The organism is Methanobacterium paludis, from assembly GCF_000214725.1.
GTDB classification, from domain to species: domain Archaea; phylum Methanobacteriota; class Methanobacteria; order Methanobacteriales; family Methanobacteriaceae; genus Methanobacterium_C; species Methanobacterium_C paludis.
The window spans coordinates 2,465,953-2,487,050 of the sequence record NC_015574.1 but is presented as its reverse complement, the minus strand read 5'-3'; the positions used below and the strand labels follow the sequence as shown (position 1 = coordinate 2,487,050).

Genomic DNA, 21,098 nt, shown 5'->3' with positions numbered 1-21,098 from the left:
TTTTTTCCCTAATTTTAGTTTTTTTAGCTTCTTTTTTAGTTTTTGAAAATAATATTTAATTTTTATGGTGACCATTAAAACAGCCATTAAAAACTATTAGAAAAATAAGTCCAAAACAAACATATCTTACTTATTGAGTCACATTACTCTCAATATAAAAACTTTTTTAGTGCAACTGCATAAACCTCTGCCACAGCATCTGCTAAATCCACATCATGAGATGTGTAATTCATTTCAGGGTTTCCAAGCACTATCTGTCCCAGTATTTTGTCGTTATGCTTTACTGGAACCGATAAAAACTGTGAAACTGGTTCGTGTCCGTTTGGAAGTCCGTGAGATGCAGGATGCTTTGAAGGATCGTGTACGTAGAAGGATTCACCAGTGTCAAGAGAATATCCAAGAAGACCGCCGTAAGTTCCATCCTTTCTGACCTTGAAACGAGCCTCACCCATCTTCTCGTACATATCGCACCCACCAGTCATATGTGAAAAGGAAATACCCACACTGTCCATGTTTTTCGGGTCCACGTATGCAATGTAGCAGTGCTGACTTCCTGTCAGATGCTTTGCTTCATTCATAATAACATCTGATACCTCTTTTAGGGATGAAGTCGGTAGCATATTAATTACATCCTTTTTCAGGGATTCAATTGCCTTAGATTTTATCCTTTTCCCTGATGCCAGCCCATACTCTGATGTGTCATTATCTTCCATGTAATCACCTTCAGTCTTAAGACAAGCATCTATATTGTGATTAGTTTATAAGATTCATAACATTTATAGTTGGGAGATAACATACACCTTAACATTAATTTTAAGTGATAAAAATGGTTGACAACGATAAAACAGAATGTGAAAATCTTAAAACTTCTTATAAATCTACAAATGCGATTGTAATGTTTCTCGGAATCCTTCTTGGAGGTTATATTTTATCTCCTGGATTGCAGTCCTTAACACTTGCTATTTCAGTGGTTGCAGCTCTTTTTGGGGCTTACAACTATAAAAAATTGGATGGAAATGGAAAATTTGGCTACATTCTCCTTGCACTTGCAGTGATATGGGCCATAGTAACCGCAATCACATATATTCATTCCATCAATATGTTGTAATTTATTTTCAACCCAGAAGAATGGGAGTGTCATTTAGGGTGTGAAAAAATGGACAATGAAGAACTGGAAAGAAAATTAGTAGAAAGGGAGTACACTAAAGAAATAAACCTTTGTTACATTTTAAGCTTTGGGGCTTTCTTTGTGGGACTGTACTTCGTTTCAAAGGGTTACCTTGTAGGTTTCCTTGGAAGTATTTTATCTCCAATTTTGGGCGTGTACCTTGCAGCCAAGAGGGATAAACACACCATGTTCTATGGAATACTCCTCATACTGTTCTTTTCAGTGTGGATAATGACCTATATAACCTATTTGCCAAAATAAGTGAAAATTTATTTTTTTAGGCTTGTTTAAGTCCTAAATCAGAGTAGATTGGATCTTTTTCCATTATTGTTTTAAGAACAACCCCAAAAACGTATACAATTGGTATTTCAAGCCCATTTTCTGTTTTGATGTAGGATATGTTGCCTTTTTGAAATGATCTGACAACTTTAAAGAGTTTCAGGGGCATGTTCCGGTAGCTTGCCCTGGCAAACCAGCCTAGGGACAGGGGACAAACCCGGGGTAACAGAACCAGATCATCCTTTTTAACAGATTTTGGATTCTCCTTAACCAGCAGGAAACTACCCTTCTTTACCTGGAGATCCATGTCCTCTTCAACCTTCAATAAAATCAGTTTCTGGAATTTAGGAGTTTTAACCTCTGCTTTCATCTTTTTTTCCAGAAGTTTGGCAGCTATAACCTCTAAACTATCTTTTGGAATGTTCCTAGAAATCAGTTCATCGTGTATGCCTTGTTCAAATGCATTTGAAAGCCGAAGCCAGATTTCAGCCTCTCTGCAGAAGGTTTCAGGGCTCGTGGTATGCATGGGACACTTCCAGCAGTACTTCTCCTCAAGGCTGTCAACAAGTTTTCCGTAGTGTTTACGGGTAATTTTTCTGAATTCCTCCAGGTTGTCGGAGATTCCTCCCATAAAACTCACCTATTTTATTATGTTGGAGGCTGTTATTCAGCTTTCCTATTTCTTGAGAGAATCTAAAAGGCCGGATTTTCTGGCGTAATGGAAGAGGTAGAGCTGCACATAACCTGCGTGCTCACCGAATTTTTCCATACCGAACTGCCTTACCTTTTGGGGTTTGATCTCTTCTCCGTTGAAGTAGAGCTCTGATACTATTCTTCCTATCCACACATCCACAGGGAAGGCTTTGCCGTAACCGTAACCGTAACCATAGCAGAGTATGCAGTCCGCCACCTTGGGTCCCACACCAGGGATCTTTAAGAGGGTGTTGAATGCATTTTCGTAGCTCATATTTCCCAGTTTATCCAGTTCAATTTCGGTTTGAACCATCTCAGCGGCTTTGATGATGTATTTGGCCCTGTAACCCACACCGCAGCTTTTTAGATTGTTCGTAAATTTGAAGTCTTCAGGTAGATTATCCTCACAACGCTGCATTTCTTCAAGGTCGTGTTCAGGCACATTAGCGAGAATTTCAGGTTTTGGAAAGGTGTAAAATGTTCCAGATGGGAACTTGTACTCATCTCCCCATTTCATTTTAATGTCTTTAATTGCCTTGTTCCAGCGTATAATGGAGCAGTTAGCCGAGGATATGGATGATATTAAACATTCAAAGACGTCATGCGCCTTGAAAAGTCGCAATCCATTGCAGAATTTGATGGTTGGTTCGAGCATAGGGTCCGACCTTAAATATTCGTAGAGATCATTCAGGTCGTCGTTTAAACCGAAAATTTCCATTATTCGGGCTTTAATTACATCTTCTTCTAGATTTTCAGGACATTCCACCACAATATCCATGGTACTGTCTTTCTTACAACTTCTCTGGGAGATTTTCACGAGGCATGGTTTGCCTGCCACGTTAATCAGCTCCCTGAAGTAATCATCCTTGTAGAACCATGCTGGCTGGGATGTTTGCCCACTTCTGATGGTGTTTATAAGGTTGAACGGGCCTTTGTATTCTTCTGGACTGATTTTTAGGGTGATTTTCATAGTTTCTCACCTTATGTGATATTCTATTATAACTCCTAGTTTTAGCCCAAATCCACCTCATTTTCACCAAACGTCAGTTTTTTCTTACTCACCCATAAGAATCCCTTATCCTCCGTGATAACAGCAACATCCACCGGTCCACCAACACCAGGCATATCCCCCGGGTCGGCATTTATCCCGTCTGAAAACCTTTGCATGGCTGAGGTGGTTTGAATCATCAGGGTGCAGAAATCCACAGCATCCTGCAGCGTCATGGTTCCCCATTGGATTGCGTACTCCAATCCCTTCAACTGTTCAATGATCTGGGCTTCGCCTATGGTTTTTGCAGTTTCCTTTGCAAAGTTCACGTTCATTATCCTCCCGTCAAATCCCAAAACGATTCTTGAGACAACGTCGCCCTGACCTATCCATGAACTGCCGTACTCGTTGTTTTGCTGACGACTGTCCCTCCTTTTCTGGACATCACCGGGTATTTGACATCCGTAAACTTCATGGGAACCATCCCGATTGTAGCCTGCAACCAGAAGTTCGATCATATCCACACCAGCCATTCCATCTTCTACCGTGCCTTGAGGAGTTTTAAATTTAAATTTCAGGGCGTAATTCTGTCTTTCAATGCTTAAAAGTTCACAGCCCTTGGCTTTGAGATCGTTTTGGATGTTGGTTTTTGCAAGTTCAAGCTGTTCTTCCCACTGGTACTTCCGGTTAAATAGCCTGTGCAGTTCGTTTGCAACATCTTTAACCTCCATTTTCTCAATTTTCGACCCCCTCCTAAACTCATCGATGAACTTGCTTATGTTTTTCAGCACTCCATCATCTGATAAAAATGCGAGGCCCGTTACTCCAACCCCTATTCTTTTGTTGATCTGAAAAAGTTTTGAAGCATTGTCGCTGCCGATACGAGCCATTCCTTTAAGGTTGCGGTATGTTTGCCTGCTATCTGCAGCTAAAACTATTCCTTCAGGTGTTGTTGTGTTTATTACAAGTGACATGTTGAGACCACCTCAATATTATTTCTAAAAATTATTATTTCTAAAATAGACTTATGATAACCCAAGTTTATATTCCTTTATCAGGTCCTTTATCCGGCAGAAACTTAAATATTCCTATTCGGATAATAACCTAAGGTAATCCAAAAAATAGAAAAGAGAATGATCGAATAGTTTATTTAGAAGCTTCGGAATGTTTCATTTCTTTGTAAGGAATATACACAGGCTTCCACATGTTCCGATTAACTAGTTCTTCTACATCCTCTTCAGGGTCAATTCTGGCAACTCCTTCATGCACTGCTCTCTTAACCACAGCCACTGCGATATTTTTACTCACTTCCTGAAGTTTGGAGACTTCTGGGAGCAGCCTTTCGCCATGATCGACATGGAGCTTAACTGCATCGCCCAGTTCCATTACAGTAGCATCGATCATTGCGGGGGTCACCCTTTTTGCCCGGGCGCAGATCACCCCTAAACCTAATCCTGGAAATATAAATGCATTGTTGCATTGTGCCACAAATATTTTCTTTCCATTTACTGTAACATCGTCATGTGGACTTCCTGCGGCAACCAGGGCCCTTCCACCAGTCCACTTAAGCACATCCTCTGGATCGGCCTCCGCCAAGCTTGGAGGGTTGGAAATTGGAAATATAACCGGCCTTTCAACTGCCGATGCCATGGCTCTCACCACATCCTCATTGAATGCACCATGAACGGCGCTGGTGCCAATAAGAATGGTGGGTTTTACGTTGCGGACAACGTCCAGAAGACATATGGAGTTATCTTTCAAATCCCAGTTTTTGGTTTCATCCTGTGGCCTGGCGTAATGGGCTTTGAAGTAATCAAGATTCTCCCTATCGTCTGTTATTAACCCTTCACTGTCCATGAGCCAGAACCTGGAACGGGCCTCATCCTGGCTGAGACCATCTTTTACCATCCACTCACAGATCCTGTCCGCAATTCCGCAGCCTGCTGTTCCAGCACCAAATATCACAACTTTGTGGTCTGATAATCGGGTTTCGGTCAGTCTGGAAGCGTTAAGGAGTGCAGCCATTGTAACCGCCCCAGTGCCCTGTATATCATCGTTGAAGGTGCAGATTTTATCTTGATACTCGTCAAGGTTGCATCTGGCCTTTTTCTTCCCAAAATCTTCCCACTGGAGGAAAACATCCGGAAATTTTCTTCTGATGGATTCTACAACCTTATTCACAAACCGGTCGTAGGTCCTGCCACTGATCCTGGGATGGCGCCATCCAATGTAGAGTGGGTCGTTTAGAAGCCGGGTGTTGTTGGTTCCAACATCGATCATTACAGGCAGCATTCTTCGAGGATTAACACCAGCACAAAGGGTGTATATCACAATTTTAGCCACTGAAATACCGATTCCGTTGGCTCCCTGGTCCCCTATTCCCAGTATCTGTTCAGAATCTGTTAAAACTATTAGATCAATTTCATCATTACTTAGATTGTCTAGAATCTCATCAATGTTATCCTGATCCTGGTAAGATATATAAATACCACGAGGGTTTCGAAATTCGTTGCTGTAATGCTGGATTGCTAAACCTGCAGTTGGAGTGTAAATTATCGGCATCATCTCATCAACATGCTCTGAGATGAGCTTGAAAAAAAGCGTTTCATTGGTGTTGTAGAGGTTGTTTAAAAATATATTTCTTTGAAGATCGTCTGGTTGTAAAGAGAACTGACGGTAGGCTCTTTGAAGTTGGTCTTCTATTGTTTCCACAACTGGAGGTAAGAGGCCTTTTAAAGAGAATTCTTTTCTTTCTTCGTTACTAAAAGCGGTGCCCTTATTCAGATGGGCTGATTGCAGGAGTTGTGCTCCTTTGAGGTATGTTTCAACGTATGTGGTTCCTTCCTTTTCCACAGTAATTGCTATGGTTTTAAATGGTAACCCTCCATTTTTTAAAACTTGTTCCTCAATTAATAATACTACTATTTTTTAGATCATTGTATATAATTTTATGGTGGTTGTAAGATTATTTTTTTGATTTCAGACTTCAAATTGTCTTTAAGGGGAAATAACGCTTCAAAGATACGGAGATCATTCTTTTTAACTTCTTTTCAAATTAAAATTCTTTTTTTATCACAAAATTTCAGTATATGCAATAAAAAGCTTTAATCCTGGATTTTTAAAGGTTATGCGGGCCATTCAATCCTTGTTTCAATGGGTTTGTGTGATGATCTCTTTAAGGGTGATCTTTCAGCAATTCCAAGTGCCTGAAACAATCTGTAGTATGGTCGTTGACCATGCCAACAGCTTGCATAAAAGCGTAACATATGGTAGGACCCACAAACTTGAAACCTATCTTTTTCAGGTCTAAACTCATATTTTCAGACTCTCTTGTAGATGATGGCACATCTTGCAGGTTTTTCCATCTGTTTTGGATGGGTTTGCCCCCTACAAATTTCCAGATGTAGGAATCGAAACTTTTAAACTCCCTTTGAATTTCAAGAACCGCCTGTGCATTGGTGATGGCAGAAGCGATCTTGAGGCGGTTACGCACTATACCCGCATTTTTCCTCAATTCCTCAATTTTATGGTCATCGTAGACTGCAACTTTTGCAGGGTCAAAATCATCAAATGCCTCACGATAATTATCCCTTTTTCTGAGTATGGTGGTCCAGCTTAGACCTGCCTGTGCCCCCTCCAGTATCAGAAACTCGAAAAGGCGTTGATCGTCATGGACTGGAACGCCCCATTCTTTATCATGGTACTCTATGATTAAAGGGTCTTTTTTAGCCCATAGGCAGCGTTTTTTCATGATACTCATTTTTAGGTTTGTAACTTATTTATTTTTCTCATCATTTTTCAGGGATGATATTTGAGGCCACGATCTTGTAAGACATTCACAAATTTTATTATTCCATAGAGCCATACAATACAAGTGTAAAGATGGGCCCAATTACAGGCCATTAATTCTACAAGAGAGTGATTATAATGCCCCAATTTGTAACAATAACTCCCCATGAAGCACTTAAATTAATTGAAGAACGAGGCCATGAGATTACCATTCTGGATATTAGGCCTAAAGAGGACTTTGAAAAAGAGCACGTCCCCGATGCTTTGAATTTAGATTATGATGGACACGAATTTCAACAGAAAGTGGAGAAATTGGATAAAGAACAGAACTATCTCATATACTGTAAAAGTGGGGTTAGAGGTGGTTACTTCATGGATAAAATGAGGGATTCTGGTTTCAAAGGTGCCTACAATATCCTTGGAGGTTTCGTGGCCTGGAAGATCAGTAAGCTTCCTTTGGTAAGTGAATAAACAATTATTATTTAACAAATAAATAAAGTTTTAATATCCTCTATTAATCTAATATACTTTCTATTTTAGTTTAAAATTTTACAAACTTACCATTCAAATCGTCTTTTTAATTTTTATTTCGATTATTAGTCTTTAGATTAATGAAAACCCCGGAACATGTTTTTTAAATTGAATACCTACAAAATATAATAAGTTTTGAAACACAAAATAATAATAAGAATAACATTATTTTAATCTAGAAATCAAATCTAAAATCTCTAATAGTTCTGAATATAGGTCGAAGGGGGTATATATGCCAAACGAGTTTCGGAAAGAGACAGATAGTCTAGGTGAGGTTCAGGTCCCTTTGGATAAGTTGTGGGGGGCCCAAACTCAACGTTCTCTAAAGTATTTCAGCATTGGTGACGATCCGATGCCAAAAGAAATGATTGAATCTTATGCAATTATAAAAAAAGCTGCGGCACTGGTTAATTTAAATGGTGGCAGGCTTGAAAAGGAGCAGAAAGATCTGATAGTCTGGGTTTGCGACGAAATTCTAGCGGGTAAACATCAGGATCAATTCCCCCTCCATGTGTGGATTTCGGGAAGCGGGACTCAGTTCAATATGAATGTAAATGAAGTGATTTCCAATCGCTGCTCACAATTGGCAGGAACGCCCTTGGGCAGTAAAAAACCAGTGCATCCTAACAATCATGTGAACATGTCTCAGTCGTCCAACGATTCTTTTCCTTCGGCCATGTATATTGCCACAGCAAAAGGTGTAAATGAGCAATTAATCCCCTCTGTGAAACAATTACGTGATTCGTTGCATATTAAATCAGAAGAATGGAAAGATATTGTCAAGATTGGCCGTACCCACATGCAGGATGCTACACCAATAACATTAGGCCAGGAATTTTCAGGTTATGTGGGCATGTTAAATGATAATTTAAAGCGTTTAGAGGACAGTTTACAGGATTTATATAAGTTATCATTGGGAGGTACAGCTGTGGGAACGGGGATTAATACTGCTCCGGGATTTGATAAAGAAGTAGCCGAGAAAATAGCTAGAATAACGGGGATGCCCTTTGTCACAGCTCCCATCAAATTCACTGTACAGGGATCACATGACGCCATGGTGATGATGAGTGGCACTTTAAAAACCCTGGCCACTTCACTATACAAAATAGCCAACGATATTCGTTTATTAAGTTGCGGACCGCGCTGCGGTATCCATGAACTTGATATTCCTGCTAATGAACCCGGTTCATCTATAATGCCCGGGAAAATAAACCCCACTCAATGTGAGGCATTATCCATGATAGCAGTTCAAGTAATGGCTAATGATGTGGCAGTAACCATGGGAGGCGGCGGGGGTTATCTGGAAATGAATGTTTACAAACCGTTGATGATACGTAATATCCTGCAGTCCATACGGATACTGGCTGATGGCTGCCGTAACTTCCGATCATTTCTAGTAAAGGGTCTTGAACCCAATAAAAAACAGATTAATATATTTTTAGAGCAATCCCTCATGTTAGTAACTGCGTTAAGTCCTGTTATTGGATATGACAAGGCATCAAAAGCCGCAAATTACGCATTTAATAATGATTTAACTCTTAAAGAAGCTATTTTGAATTTAAAATATCTTTCAGAAGATGAATTTAACCTATTAGTTGATCCTGTGAAGATGGTTAATCCCAACTTACCTCAAAAAAAGAAATATTAAAGAAACCAGGATTAAGGCAAAAGAATAATTTAAGGTGATTGAGGGAAAGGTGATTGAGTGGAAGTTATCAGATCTATTAAAGATAAAAAGCCCCCTTCACGATTAGAAAATTTTAAAACAAGATATAAATCATTAAAAAAATATTTTGAAACCAATGGGTCTAGGATAACTCCTGATAAAGAAGTTGGTACTGATTTGGATTTATCATCAATTCACAGGTACGATGTTGTTATAATAGGAGGAGGATTAACCGGACTTCGAGCTGCAATACGGGTATCAGATGCAGGACTCAACGTAGCAGTAATTTCCAAGGTTCATCCTCTACGATCCCATTCTGTGGCAGCCCATGGGGGAATGAATGCTTCTTTAGGTAATGTTCCCGGTCCAGATGATACGGCAGATAGCTGGAAAATGCATGCTTACGACACTATAAAAGGTTCTGATTATCTGGCAGATCAGGATGCTGTGGTCCTAATGTGCCGTGAAGCCCCTAAAACTGTGATCGAACTGGAACATATGGGAACTGCCTGGTCGAGGCTTGAAAATGGAAAAATTGCTCAGAGACCCTTTGGAGGGGTAGGATTTCCTAGAACCTGCTATGCAGCTGATCGTAGTGGCCATAACGCACTTAATACTCTCTATGAGCAGATCGTATCCCGAAATATCAGAGTATATGAAGAATTTTTTGTTACATCTCTGGTAACTGAACATGGGCAGTGTACAGGATGCACAGCCCTGGATATCATGACCGGATTGATACATGGATTTGCAGTCAAGGCCGTGCTCATGTCAACGGGTGGTTTTGGTAGAATTTTTGACAATTCCACCAATGCTCTTATCAATACAGGCGACGGACAGGCACTGGCCCTTCGTGCAGGTGCTCCTCTCAAAGATATGGAGTTTGTGCAGTTCCATCCCACGACCCTTTATGGAACCAACATTCTAATAACTGAAGGGGCACGTGGTGAGGGGGGCATTCTCCTGAACCAAAATGGGGAACGTTTTATGGAACGATACGCTCCCCAATCCATGGATCTTGCCCCACGAGATGTGGTGGCCCGAGCCATTGAACAGGAAATAGCCGAAGGCAAAGGATTTAATGGAGGATATGTACATCTGGATCTCCGCCATGTGGGTGCTGATCAGATTAAAAAACGTTTACCTGGGATAAGACAGATATCCATGGATTTTGCAGGAGTAGATCCTATTAAAGATCCTCTACCTGTCCAGACAGGTCAACACTATTCAATGGGTGGAATTCATGTGGATATCAACGGAGCTACCCCTATTTCTGGCCTCTATGCTGCAGGTGAATGTGCATGCATCAGTGTTCACGGGGCCAACCGGCTTGGGGGAAATTCACTTCTGGAAACAGTGGTATTTGGTAGGCTGGTAGCTGATAGTATCATTAGAGATATCCCCAATATGGATGAACCCTCATTAGAACCGATAAAACATGCAATGCAGGAAAAAAATTCGTGGATTGATGAAATTCTTAAACTAAACGAGGGAGAAAACCTCTTTAAAATTATGGATGAAATGAAAAAAACCATGTCTGACAAGTTTGGCATTTATCGTGAAGATTCCAGGATGCAGGAGGGACTTTTAAAGATTAAAAAATTGCAGGAGCAGAGTTCCCATGTCAGTATCAATAATAAAGAACGGGTCGTGAATCAAACACTTATCAGGTTTTTTGAACTGGAAAATATGCTTTATCTGGCAGAAGCAGTTGCTATGGGTGCTTTAGGAAGAGAAGAGAGCCGTGGTTCCCATAGTAGAACTGATTATCCGAAACGGGATGATGAAGGATTCTTGAAGCATACAATGATCTCAATGAAAGATAATCAGATGCAGCTGTCATATAAACCAGTTAACATAGGTATGTTTGAACCAGAGGAGCGCTTTTACTAATGAAACTTAAAGTATTCCGCTATCATGAAGGAATGGATTCACCACGCTACGATACATTCGAGTTGGAGCCAAACCCAGGAATGACAATTTTAGAAGCACTATTTCAGATTCAGGAACATTTCGACGATTCTATCGCATTTCGTTACTCGTGTAGAGGTGCAGTATGTGGTACATGTGCCATGCTCATTAACAAAGTTCCCAGACTTGCCTGCCGAACTCAAGTGACATCAATTCTTAAAGGGGATATAAAGACTGATTTCTCTCCAGATGCTACAATAGGAGAAAATGTACTGCGGAATTCAGATGAAGAGATTTTAATAGAGCCCCTACCCCATCTACCAGTTATCAAAGATCTTATGGTGGACACGACTACCTTTTTCCAAAATTACAAGTTTGTAGATCCTGTTTTAAGACCATCCGATCCAACTCCTGAAAAGGAACGACTCATGGACCGGCAGAGATGCAAGAACTTGAATTATATACTAACTGCATTCTCTGTGCCGCCTGTTTCGGAGCATGCCCTGTTAATGGGAAAAATCCAGAATATCTGGGACCTGCTGCTCTAGCCAAACTTTACCAATTCTACATTGATCCACGAGATGATGAAGGCAGTAAACGACTGCAAAAGGCTGATATCACCAACGGCTGGTGGGCATGTGAATTTCATGGGAACTGTTTTGAGGTGTGTCCTAGAGGAGTTCCTCCATTAAGGCTATTGGACAGGCAAGGAATAAATTAGATAAAGGAAAGAAAAGGGACTAACGATATTAATGTGCTGAAAACATTATACATCCCGATATTCAAGGAGGTAACTTAAATGAAGTACATCTGCACCTACTGCAATTTTTTTGCCTATGATGATGAAAAAGGGGATCTCAATTCCCATCTAGAACCCGGAACTACTTTAAAAGATATCCCTGATAACTGGGAATGTCCAGTCTGTGGAATGCCCAAAACTTACCTCCAGCAAGTAACTGACGAAGTTTTCTACCTTAAAATGGCTGTTTACCAGGAAAAAGAGGATGAATCTGGTGATCTGAATCGCTATCGTACCATAGCACGAAAAATGCTTACAGGAACCTGTGGGGTTTATTCAGTCTGTAATGGTCAGCCCGATCGTATATGCGCCGGGCAGAATTTCGGGGCTTCCATTGGCATGGGTGGTGCTGGACAGGGAAAGACTTTTGAAGCAAATTACAATTCCCTTCAGGAATATAAGCTTAAAATGCGAGTGATTAAGGCCCACCACGAACCAGAAATGGACATATCTATCTTCGGAAAGGATATAGTAGCGCCAGTAATGGGGGCCAGTCTTTCTGGGGTAAAGCCCGTCTTAATGATGCTATTCCTGAAGAATCATTCTACCGCGGTCTTTTAAACGGGGCGAAAGCCTTTGGATCCATAGGTATGGTGGGAAACACCCCTTCTGCACCAGAAGATCTTGGAGTTACTATCATAGGAGAAAATAAGGGATGGGGCATACCCACCTTCAAACCACAGGCACAGGATAAATTATTTGAGTTATTTAAACTGGCCGAAAAACTTGATGTGATTGCCATTGGTGTGGATCTGGAATGTGCCGGTTCCACATTCTGGACCACACCTGAAAAACGAGTCTACCGTAAAAGCGAAAAAGAGCTCCGGGAACTGGTAGATTCTACAGAAAAGCCTGTTATATTCAAGGGCATCATGAACTCAGAAGATGCAGGTAAAGTGGTGGATTCAGGAGCTAGTGCCTGTTATGTATCTAATCATGGGGGCAGAGTTATGGACGGAGGCCAGGCAGTAGCCGAAGTTCTTCCAGATATTGCTCGGGAAATTTCTGGAAAAATTCCTATACTGGCAGATGGTGCTGTACGTACAGGATTTGACGTACTCAAAGTACTGGCCCTGGGTGCTGATGTGGCATTACTTGGCAGACCTCTGGCCCAGATGTCCATTGCCGGGGGAGAAGTAGCAGTTAAAAAGTATTTAGATTATGTGAAAGATGATTTGAGGCGAGCCATGATCCTTACAGGGTGTGATACCCTTGAAGACGCGAATATGGATATTTTGGCGTGATGTATTTTTTTAAATTGCGATAAATTTGGCATATAGTCTGTGTAGATTAAGTCCTGATTTTATTAAAAAAGAATTAGATCACAGGTTTTATCCTAAATGCTGCTTCATGATTATATGAATGAATCTTAACACCTGAATCTGTTTCAACGAAACTGTAATTGGCTACATTTTTTTTGATCCCAGATTCTGTGAATATTAGGTTTGCTTCCATATCCACATCGTTTAGAATTAACTGACTGTAACATGGATGGCCCGTACCCCTCAATCTTCTGGTTGTTGCAGTACCTGAGTTTATAACAGCTATTCCCTCTAAGGTCACCACATTGGGAACGTGTTTATGCCCGCCCAGTACAATATTAACGCCTTCATCTATTAACAACTGTATTATATCCCCTGAATCCAGTAAAATGTTCCTTTCCCGACCACTTTGGGGTATGGGAATTAGGTGGTGATGAAAAATAACCATTTTTCCGAAATTCTTTGGTATTTTATCAAGTTCGGCTTTCAACCATTCTAACTGGAATGATCCAATATTTCCGTCATCAATATCTGGTCGGGATGAATCAAGGCCAATTATTGCTAATTTACATTTTTTATCTATTTTAACAAAATGTGTGTCCCCAATCAAATTTTTAAAGTGTTCCAAACCCACGTTCCTGGCGTCATGGTTTCCTGGAACCACATGGGTTTCAGTAATAGATTTCAATTCTTCAATAAAATTCTTGGCATTGTTGTATTCACTTATAAAGCCCCCGTAAGTGAGGTCCCCTGCAAAAATTACCATATCTGGATTTTCTTCCTCAATTTGCGACGTTAAATTGTATACCAACTCATCAGAATGTGTAGGATCTCCAAAATGTACATCTGAAATATGAATAATGTTTCTTTTCATACTTATCCTTCCCTAGATACTTTTTCTTTACCTTGATTCCATATTATGGTAATTTGTTTAACTACCAGATATAAGGAATTAGCCTGTATTTAACCTTCTTTTTATAATCTGGATATCCTTCTAATTCTTCTAACAGCATCTTTTCTTCGCCCGTGATACGGGCCACGAATAAGAGGGAGAGAAATATACCAACTATTAATCCATACACTGATCCCAGGAGCAGCGGTGCCCCTAAAAATAAGAGTATTCCTCCCAGATACATGGGATGTCTCACGAATCCATAAACTCCTGTGGAGACTACTTTCTGATCTCTTTCTGATTGTATCCTAACCAGAGGAGATACAAAGGTGTTGTCCTTGTAGGATCTAAACAAAAAGAAGGCAGAACCTATTAAAAGGATCAATCCCACTGCTTCTAACCCTATAGGGAAATTAATGGTCCAGGCAAATCTTTGGGCATCTAAGGACATGATTAAAAACCAAATTACGAAGCTGGGGAACAGGATATACATAAAATACTTGTCCCACCTTTTCTCCTCACCGCTTCCCGGTTGTCTGTACCTCTCTTCTAAGAGTGCCGGGTCGTAGCGATACAGATAGATTATGGTGGTATAACACAATCCTATAAACCAGATACTGAATACCCATCCTTGAATCCAGAGCCAGTTTCCTGAAATAAATAGGAGGGCTACGGGGAATATAAGGATGTAAATAAAAGTTAGAAATAGTTTGATTTTGGATGTTTTCTGGTTTTCCATGGATGTTACTCCAGTATTTAATTGATAAAATGAAATTACCACTATATATTATAATTTCAGAAATATTTAAGAATTTTTAAAAAATATGGAATCCCAGATCTAAATAATGAAGAACAACATATAACAAAAAGTGATATCATGTCCACCATCAAGAACATTACACCAATAGAAGCCCTGAAATTAATGGAAAACGAAGATTTTATTATATTGGATGTTAGAGCCCCTTGGGAATTCGCTGAGGGCCATATTAAAAATGCAGAGAACTTGGATTTTACAGATCCGGATTTCAGTGAGAATCTGGAGAAATTTGATAAAAATAAGAAATATATAGTTTATTGTAAAACAGGCCGTAGGGGGGGCCTAGCTCTGAAGGCCATGAAAGAGGCAGGTTTTACTGAGGTCTATAATCTAATTGGAGGTTATGTGGGTTGGAATGTGGAGTAGGCCTTTAAAAAAATCAAATATTAATTACATAAATACGGAATTAAACGAAATTTAACCTTCTTTTTATAATCTGATACGAACAACTAAGATAGGGATAAGAATATGCCAATTACTAACCGTAGATGGAACCCATTGGAAGTGGCCCGCCTAGAAACATTAGAATACCTCCAAGATATACCTATCAATCCATAAACTCCAGTGGAAACTAATTGTCTTCTAACCAGGGGAAATAAATGTATTTCAATGTATGATTTTGAAAATTAGAATGATTGTTGCTACTTCAAGTAAAATAATAACTCAATTGTTAATAAAAGACCTAAAAATAACTCAGTTATTAATAAAAAGACCTAAAAACCATTCATCGAACGATGGCCATGCCATGTTAGTGGTTGTAATTTGTTCAAGTGAAAATAATTCAAAATAGAATAAGTGTTCGATATTTTTGCTATCACTATATAAAGCTACGTATCAAATTTTACGATTTTAGGTAAGAGCCCTGTTTTTCACTGATACGTCAGTAAATTTCTTTTGTTACTCCAACGTTCCTAATAAAATCCTTAGAATATTTTATATTTCCTCTTTTGGGGGTTTCCCTCCTCATAACGTATGTAAAAGTTGTAGTTATGATCAGGAGAACGTCTGTTTTCTACACATTATTCAAAATAACTGAGGATCTAAGATTTTTTAAAAAATAAAAAAATATAATCGGTGAATTCAACTTAAATTCGAAATAAATTTTAAAAAAAGACCATACATTTGATTATTAATCCAAATTAATTAAATCCAAATTAAATAATAAATCCATCTATTAATAAAAAAGCCCGAAACCATTCTTCGAGAACGATCCGGGCTTGTTGTTAGTGCAATAATAATTTAAAATAAAATTTACTCTTTTTAAAATAATCATGAAAATTAATCAGAAAAAAATTAGTATTCAATATTTTTGCTATCACTATATAGAGCTACCTATCAGATGCCACGATTTCAAGCGGAAGTCCCGTTTTTGATTCATATACAACTAATTATCATTTTTTAATCCTAATTTCCTTATAAAATGGTTTAATATTTTATAATTCTGTTCATCACTTAAAAAATAAAAAATAAAAGAATATTCAACGTATTTGATCGAATCATAAAATTCATAAGAGCAGAACTACTTCGAGTCATGCATATATGAATGGATATTGTGAGATCACAACTGTTCAGCTTAGTTTTCATCTGCACCCTCAACTTCTGATGCCTTTTTGTGATCTCCGCCCAGAAGCCCGTGGGTTATGGAGAAGGAGACCAATGCTGCAATGAAGACTGGAAGGGCGTTGGTCGGTGATAATCCAATAATAATAATTCCGATTGCCCCCAGTGCAATTGGAATGGGTACAATGGCTGCGGGTACCGCAACTATCATACAGCCCAGGGCTAGACCCAGTGGAATTTGGGGGAAAATCAGATTTATGGCAGCCCCCAGACAGGAACCCACAAAAAGGAGTGGGAAAATAGGGCCTCCAATGAAACCGAAGTTCAATGCTCCGCTCAGGGCCAACAACTTGACCAAGGCAAATACAACAAGGAGCAGAACTCCGATTTGGGTGGCCTGCTGGGTCACGATGGACATTTCAGTGGTTCCCAGACCAATACTTGATGGTATGACAATTGCCAGTAAGCCCAGTGAAAAGCCCCCTAAAGTACTGCGTAAGACTGGTTTACTTTTTATTGGTTCCACCAGGCGGCTGAAAATCTTGTTAAAGATCACAAATACCAGGGCAAAAGGAACAGCGAGCACACCCATTAAAACACTAGCCCCCAGTTGCCACAGCCGTAAATCATAGGCAGGGGGTGATAAAATCCCCAAAAGTGACGCATAATTAAAATCATTAAATAAATAAAATATGGCAAAACCTATCACCGCCGCAAGTCCTGCAATCAACAGAGTCCCATAGTAGATTACATTTTGTTTGTGGTTGGTTTCGAGCAGCATGATCAGCATGGCAAGAGGGGATGAAAACAGTCCTGCAAAGGCACCAGAAACACTGCTCAGGACAGTAGTTCGGGTTGTTCTAGGGTCCATTTTTCGCTTCTTGGATATCCAGCTTCCCAGTCCTGCAGCCAGAAATCCAGACGGCACTTCAGGTCCTAGGCTAAAACCGCTAATCAGAGAAATAAGCGACGCAAGAAGAGAAGAAGGCACTGGTTTAGGGTCCAAATACCCCTTATCCATTGCTTCAAATGTATCCATTTGTTGGGCGGGGGTATAACGGTGAATTATTCCAACCAACAGCCCGGCTACAGTCATTACGACTACCATCCACCACGGTCCTGAAAATGGTGTCCAGTTGTCTGTCAATTTGGAAAAAAACAGGCCTTGGCCAAGGTTCATCAGCATTATAAATATAAATGTTCCTAAAGCACTGATTAGACCTAAAAACAGCCCCCAACCCATACGCTTCCAATAATCTTTTGATTTTAGGTTAAAATCCTCTGACATATTGAAAACCCCATTTCTAGCTACATTCTGCGAAGTTAATGCCATGAAAATTTTCAGACTAAGTAAATACTATGGATAATATTTTGTTGTTAATAACAAATATACTCTATTTATGTGGGTTTAAGTAAATAATATAATAACCGAGCTTTTGAAAAAGACTGTTGGGGAGGGACAAAGTATATGGGCGAAAATTATGAAATACCACCTTTTCTTCGCCAAATTGTTATTATAGTTGTTATCATACTGGTATTTATAGGAATGAAGTATATTGCTCCAATTCTGGGACCGGTACTCATTTCTATTTTTATCAGCATACTTATCTATCCATTTTTAATGTGGCTTAAAAAGAAGGGATTTTCTTACAATGTGTCTATTCTTATAACCCTGGCTTTAACCTTTGTTTTGGGATTGGGCTTGTTAGCAATCATGGTCATGAGTATAAGTCAGCTGGTAGCATCAGCATCAACTATAACCATAGCCCCTAATTCTTTCCTGGCCACTTATGCCAATCAGATCATCAAGTTCCTCTTCTCCAATATACCATTGGAAAATATTGCTGGGATCATTGAGATAGGATTCTTCTTAATATTCGCGGTAATGTTCCTGATTTATGAGTTACCCTACGTAAAATCAAGGTTAGTAAAAGGTTTAGGTGCAGAAAGTCCTGCCCTGAAACATACCTTTGACTTGGTTGCTGATTTTATTGAATACTTTGTAATTAGAATAAAGGTGAACTTCTTAGCAGCCGTAGGATTTGTGGGTATATTTTGGGTCTTCGATATTAATTTCGCCATTCTTTGGGGAATATTAACCTTTGTCTTGGGATTTATTCCATATATTGGAATTATAATAGCTGCCATACCCCCTATTCTGGTAGCATGGGTTCAATACGGTATCTGGGGGGCCTTGGCCATAACCATCCTCTTTGTAGTAGTTAACACTATTGCCGAAAGTTATGTGTTCCCTAAATTGACAGGTAAAGGACTTCAGATGTCTGTTTATGTGGTATTTGTATCATTATTCATCTGGGGTTGGATTATGGGATTGGCCGGAATGTTCTTGGCCGTACCCTTAACTCTGGTGGTTATCAAGTATCTAGAAAACTTTGATGAAACCCGCTGGTTGGCTTTATTAATGACCACAGACGAAGAAGATGAATCTAAGAAGGAGCAATAAGGAATAAGGAGGAGTAAAAATCTTTTTAATAATTTTTTAAATAGTCAACGGGCATTTTATAGCAATTAAACTAAAAAGGGCAATAAAATAACTAGAAATTATTATAAATACTCTTTTGAAAGAATGCGGAAGAAATATAGTTAAAAATAACCTAAAAATTAATTTTTTTGAAATAATTGTTAAAATAAGTCAGAAAAAAATAGTCAATATTTTTGCTATCACTATATAGAGCTACCTATCAGATCTACGATTTAGAATAGGAGTTCTGATTTCGAGTGATGTATCTATAACTTTCCTTGGTTACTCCAACGTTCCTAATAAAATCGTTAGAATATTTTATATCTCTCCTTTTAGGGTTATCTTGCCCCATAACGTACATGAAGACGGCAGTTATGACCTGGACGGGGTTTGTTTTTTACACCATTCAAATACTGATGATTTAAGAATTTTTAAATAGAATCAGTGAATTCAACTTACAATTCAAAATAAAAAATGTTAAAAAAAGATTATACCCTGATTGGTAATCTAAATTAAATAATACGCATCTTACTAAAGCTTATATTAATAAAAAAGGCCCGAAACCATTCGTTGAGAATGATCCAGGCCTTGTTGTTAATTGTAATGATAAATTTAAAACAAAATTTACTGTTTTTAAATAATTTCATGAAAATAATCAGAAAAAGAAGTACTCGATATTTTTGCTATCACTATATAGAGCTACCTATCAGATCTTACGATTTCAGGCAGGAGTCGAGTTTTTCACTGATGTGTCCGTAAATTTCCTTGGTTACTCCAACGTTCCTAATAAAATCGTTAGAATATTTTATATCTCCTCTTTTAGGGTTATCCTGTCTCATAACGTACATACAAATGGCAGTTATGATCATGAGTGGGTCTGTTTTTCTACCTTTACCTCCACGATAAAGCTTCCTGAAATCAACCTTGGATATTATTTCCCTGGCCCGATCCTTTTGACCTCCACCTACAGGTAGCTGAACTTCGTCTCCCTCTTCCCTTTTTGTTAAAACAAGGGTAGGACTGTGGCCTGTCATCATGAAGTTACTTGCCACGATGCTTAACTGAGCTATTTTTTCCTGTAAACGGAAGTCTTCATCGGCAGTTTTTTGACTGTAAGGCTTAAATTTCTCGTATTTCTTGATTTTATTGGCCATTCTGTCGATTTTAGCTTTATCGTCCAGAAAAATATGTTTTCGTTTTTTCAAATCCATTCCCCTAATGATCTCTTTTTACTATTTTTTGGATTACCAGACTTATAATGGTTGGTGACAATGAAATTAAAAAAAATCTGAATCGAATTTTGAGCTTTCAAAAGTTGAATTGATTCGGTTTAACAGTATATAACTCTTATATTGAATTAATATTTTCATTATTATTCATTACGTCGTTCATTGCTGCTTTAACTACTTCCAAACAAATTTTACATGTATCTTCATCAGGATAGAATTCTTCATCACGCTGTTTTCTCGGATGAACTAAATTACGATAATCCCTTAAATTATGATCAAAATCTTTTATGTCTTTATCAAGCCATTTACAATCATGAGATACTACTATTAAATCATATAATGTCCATTTATCAATATTTTTAATTTCTTCATGTTTATGGGGTGCTTCTTTTGATAATTTTGCTTTTTCTTCATTATTTTCGATAACATAGAGTAGAACTCCCTCTAAAATACTACCCATCAAAATTATGGCAGCAAGAAAAGCTTTAGAGTTTATACAATTTTCTACTTCTTTCCATCGGCTGTTCAATATAAAAACAAGTGATTTGTCATTAATAAATTCATTAAAATCAATTTTAAGTAAGCTTGTCATTGTGGACTTTTTGTGAGGTACTGTAGCATTTTTATTTAGTATAACTGGTTCTACCCCATTTAGTTCAACTTCAAGACCTTCTACTGCAATTAAATTATTTAATTCTTTAATTACTATTAATGTATTTTGCATATCCCCATATTCTTTAGGATTAGCTATCCTTTTTAAAACAAGGTCTAATTTATCTTCATTATTATAAATTTCTAAACGATTTAATGTTCACCAGTTTCGAGTACTGCCATCATGATCTGGACATTTTAAACCAGCACTTCTAAAAAATGTTGGTAATTGAAACCCTTTTCTATAAAATGGGCAATTAAAAGAATCTTCACAATATTTTTCGGATAATTTATCGCCACATATTAAATCAGCTATATTTTCAAGGGTTTTATAGTCAAGAGTACTCATATAACCTCCACTCATTAAAAAGTCCTAAATAA

At 38.6% G+C, this 21,098-nt stretch carries 21 protein-coding genes and 1 pseudogene; 10 read left to right on the top strand and 12 right to left on the bottom strand.

Features of this window, described 5'->3' with window-relative positions:
- Positions 1-149 precede the first annotated feature (149 nt).
- Entirely contained in the window at positions 150-713 is a 564-nt protein-coding gene (locus tag MSWAN_RS11885) for a GAF domain-containing protein (RefSeq protein ID WP_013826896.1), read from the bottom strand.
- A gap of 113 nt (positions 714-826) precedes the next feature.
- Between MSWAN_RS11885 and MSWAN_RS11880 the strand changes: the two genes are divergently transcribed.
- Both MSWAN_RS11880 and MSWAN_RS11875 read left to right on the top strand, forming a co-directional pair.
- A complete protein-coding gene (locus MSWAN_RS11880) occupies positions 827-1,108 on the top strand; it encodes a hypothetical protein (RefSeq protein ID WP_013826895.1) in 282 nt (93 codons plus the stop codon).
- Positions 1,109-1,156: 48 nt separating this feature from the next.
- On the top strand, positions 1,157-1,429 hold the full coding sequence (locus tag MSWAN_RS11875) for a hypothetical protein (protein ID WP_013826894.1): 273 nt from the start codon (positions 1,157-1,159) through the stop codon (positions 1,427-1,429).
- A 16-nt stretch (positions 1,430-1,445) separates the two neighbouring features.
- On the opposite strand, the gene MSWAN_RS11870 is transcribed toward MSWAN_RS11875, so the two are convergent.
- The 5 genes from MSWAN_RS11870 to MSWAN_RS11850 all read right to left on the bottom strand — a co-directional run bounded on the left by MSWAN_RS11870 (position 1,446) and on the right by MSWAN_RS11850 (position 6,879).
- Positions 1,446-2,078: a hypothetical protein gene (locus tag MSWAN_RS11870; protein WP_013826893.1), complete on the bottom strand. Its 633-nt coding sequence runs from the start codon at positions 2,076-2,078 to the stop codon at positions 1,446-1,448.
- A 45-nt stretch (positions 2,079-2,123) separates the two neighbouring features.
- Positions 2,124-3,110 carry a DNA glycosylase gene (locus tag MSWAN_RS11865; RefSeq protein WP_013826892.1) on the bottom strand — a complete coding sequence of 329 codons (987 nt, stop codon included), beginning with the start codon at positions 3,108-3,110 and terminating at the stop codon, positions 2,124-2,126.
- A 41-nt stretch (positions 3,111-3,151) separates the two neighbouring features.
- The gene (locus tag MSWAN_RS11860; RefSeq protein WP_013826891.1) at positions 3,152-4,102 is read right to left on the bottom strand and encodes a hypothetical protein; all 951 of its coding nucleotides are present in this window, start codon (positions 4,100-4,102) and stop codon (positions 3,152-3,154) included.
- 172 nt (positions 4,103-4,274) lie between these two features.
- Complete coding sequence (locus MSWAN_RS11855; RefSeq protein WP_013826890.1) at positions 4,275-5,981, bottom strand: NAD-dependent malic enzyme; 1,707 nt, start codon at positions 5,979-5,981, stop codon at positions 4,275-4,277.
- Positions 5,982-6,303: 322 nt separating this feature from the next.
- Positions 6,304-6,879 carry a DNA-3-methyladenine glycosylase I gene (locus MSWAN_RS11850; protein ID WP_048188132.1) on the bottom strand — a complete coding sequence of 192 codons (576 nt, stop codon included), beginning with the start codon at positions 6,877-6,879 and terminating at the stop codon, positions 6,304-6,306.
- 176 nt (positions 6,880-7,055) lie between these two features.
- Between MSWAN_RS11850 and MSWAN_RS11845 the strand changes: the two genes are divergently transcribed.
- The 6 genes and pseudogenes from MSWAN_RS11845 (at position 7,056) to MSWAN_RS12390 (ending at position 13,068) form a co-directional block, all read left to right on the top strand.
- Entirely contained in the window at positions 7,056-7,388 is a 333-nt protein-coding gene (locus tag MSWAN_RS11845) for a rhodanese-like domain-containing protein (RefSeq protein ID WP_013826888.1), read from the top strand.
- A 292-nt stretch (positions 7,389-7,680) separates the two neighbouring features.
- The gene (gene fumC, locus MSWAN_RS11840) at positions 7,681-9,096 is read left to right on the top strand and encodes a class II fumarate hydratase (RefSeq protein WP_013826887.1); all 1,416 of its coding nucleotides are present in this window, start codon (positions 7,681-7,683) and stop codon (positions 9,094-9,096) included.
- 57 nt (positions 9,097-9,153) lie between these two features.
- Entirely contained in the window at positions 9,154-11,007 is a 1,854-nt protein-coding gene (locus tag MSWAN_RS11835) for an FAD-dependent oxidoreductase (RefSeq protein ID WP_013826886.1), read from the top strand.
- Positions 11,007-11,746, top strand: a pseudogene (locus tag MSWAN_RS11830) (succinate dehydrogenase/fumarate reductase iron-sulfur subunit). Before MSWAN_RS11835 ends, MSWAN_RS11830 begins: the two are co-directional and overlap by 1 nt.
- Before the next feature lie 78 nt (positions 11,747-11,824).
- The gene (locus MSWAN_RS12395; protein WP_052296857.1) at positions 11,825-12,385 is read left to right on the top strand and encodes a rubredoxin; all 561 of its coding nucleotides are present in this window, start codon (positions 11,825-11,827) and stop codon (positions 12,383-12,385) included.
- A 29-nt stretch (positions 12,386-12,414) separates the two neighbouring features.
- Entirely contained in the window at positions 12,415-13,068 is a 654-nt protein-coding gene (locus MSWAN_RS12390; protein ID WP_052296856.1) for an alpha-hydroxy-acid oxidizing protein, read from the top strand.
- A 73-nt stretch (positions 13,069-13,141) separates the two neighbouring features.
- On the opposite strand, the gene MSWAN_RS11820 is transcribed toward MSWAN_RS12390, so the two are convergent.
- Both MSWAN_RS11820 and MSWAN_RS11815 read right to left on the bottom strand, forming a co-directional pair.
- A complete protein-coding gene (locus MSWAN_RS11820; RefSeq protein ID WP_013826885.1) occupies positions 13,142-13,960 on the bottom strand; it encodes a metallophosphoesterase family protein in 819 nt (272 codons plus the stop codon).
- A 61-nt stretch (positions 13,961-14,021) separates the two neighbouring features.
- Positions 14,022-14,717, bottom strand: coding sequence for a methyltransferase family protein (locus MSWAN_RS11815; protein WP_013826884.1), 696 nt, complete (start codon positions 14,715-14,717; stop codon positions 14,022-14,024).
- A 138-nt stretch (positions 14,718-14,855) separates the two neighbouring features.
- On the opposite strand from MSWAN_RS11815, the gene MSWAN_RS11810 reads away from it, so the two are divergent.
- Positions 14,856-15,161, top strand: a complete 306-nt coding sequence (locus MSWAN_RS11810) for a rhodanese-like domain-containing protein (RefSeq protein ID WP_013826883.1) — start codon at positions 14,856-14,858, stop codon at positions 15,159-15,161.
- Positions 15,162-16,368: 1,207 nt separating this feature from the next.
- Here the strand turns inward: MSWAN_RS11810 and MSWAN_RS11805 are convergent.
- Positions 16,369-17,688 carry a chloride channel protein gene (locus MSWAN_RS11805; protein WP_013826882.1) on the bottom strand — a complete coding sequence of 440 codons (1,320 nt, stop codon included), beginning with the start codon at positions 17,686-17,688 and terminating at the stop codon, positions 16,369-16,371.
- A gap of 135 nt (positions 17,689-17,823) precedes the next feature.
- Here MSWAN_RS11805 and MSWAN_RS11800 point away from each other — a divergent pair, with 135 nt between their 5' ends.
- A complete protein-coding gene (locus MSWAN_RS11800; RefSeq protein ID WP_013826881.1) occupies positions 17,824-18,819 on the top strand; it encodes an AI-2E family transporter in 996 nt (331 codons plus the stop codon).
- A 731-nt stretch (positions 18,820-19,550) separates the two neighbouring features.
- On the opposite strand, the gene MSWAN_RS11795 is transcribed toward MSWAN_RS11800, so the two are convergent.
- The 3 genes from MSWAN_RS11795 to MSWAN_RS11785 form a co-directional block, all read right to left on the bottom strand.
- The gene (locus MSWAN_RS11795) at positions 19,551-20,048 is read right to left on the bottom strand and encodes a hypothetical protein (protein WP_013826880.1); all 498 of its coding nucleotides are present in this window, start codon (positions 20,046-20,048) and stop codon (positions 19,551-19,553) included.
- A gap of 136 nt (positions 20,049-20,184) precedes the next feature.
- Entirely contained in the window at positions 20,185-20,790 is a 606-nt protein-coding gene (locus tag MSWAN_RS11790) for a hypothetical protein (RefSeq protein WP_013826879.1), read from the bottom strand.
- 87 nt (positions 20,791-20,877) lie between these two features.
- Positions 20,878-21,066 carry a hypothetical protein gene (locus MSWAN_RS11785; protein ID WP_013826878.1) on the bottom strand — a complete coding sequence of 63 codons (189 nt, stop codon included), beginning with the start codon at positions 21,064-21,066 and terminating at the stop codon, positions 20,878-20,880.
- Positions 21,067-21,098: the final 32 nt, after the last annotated feature.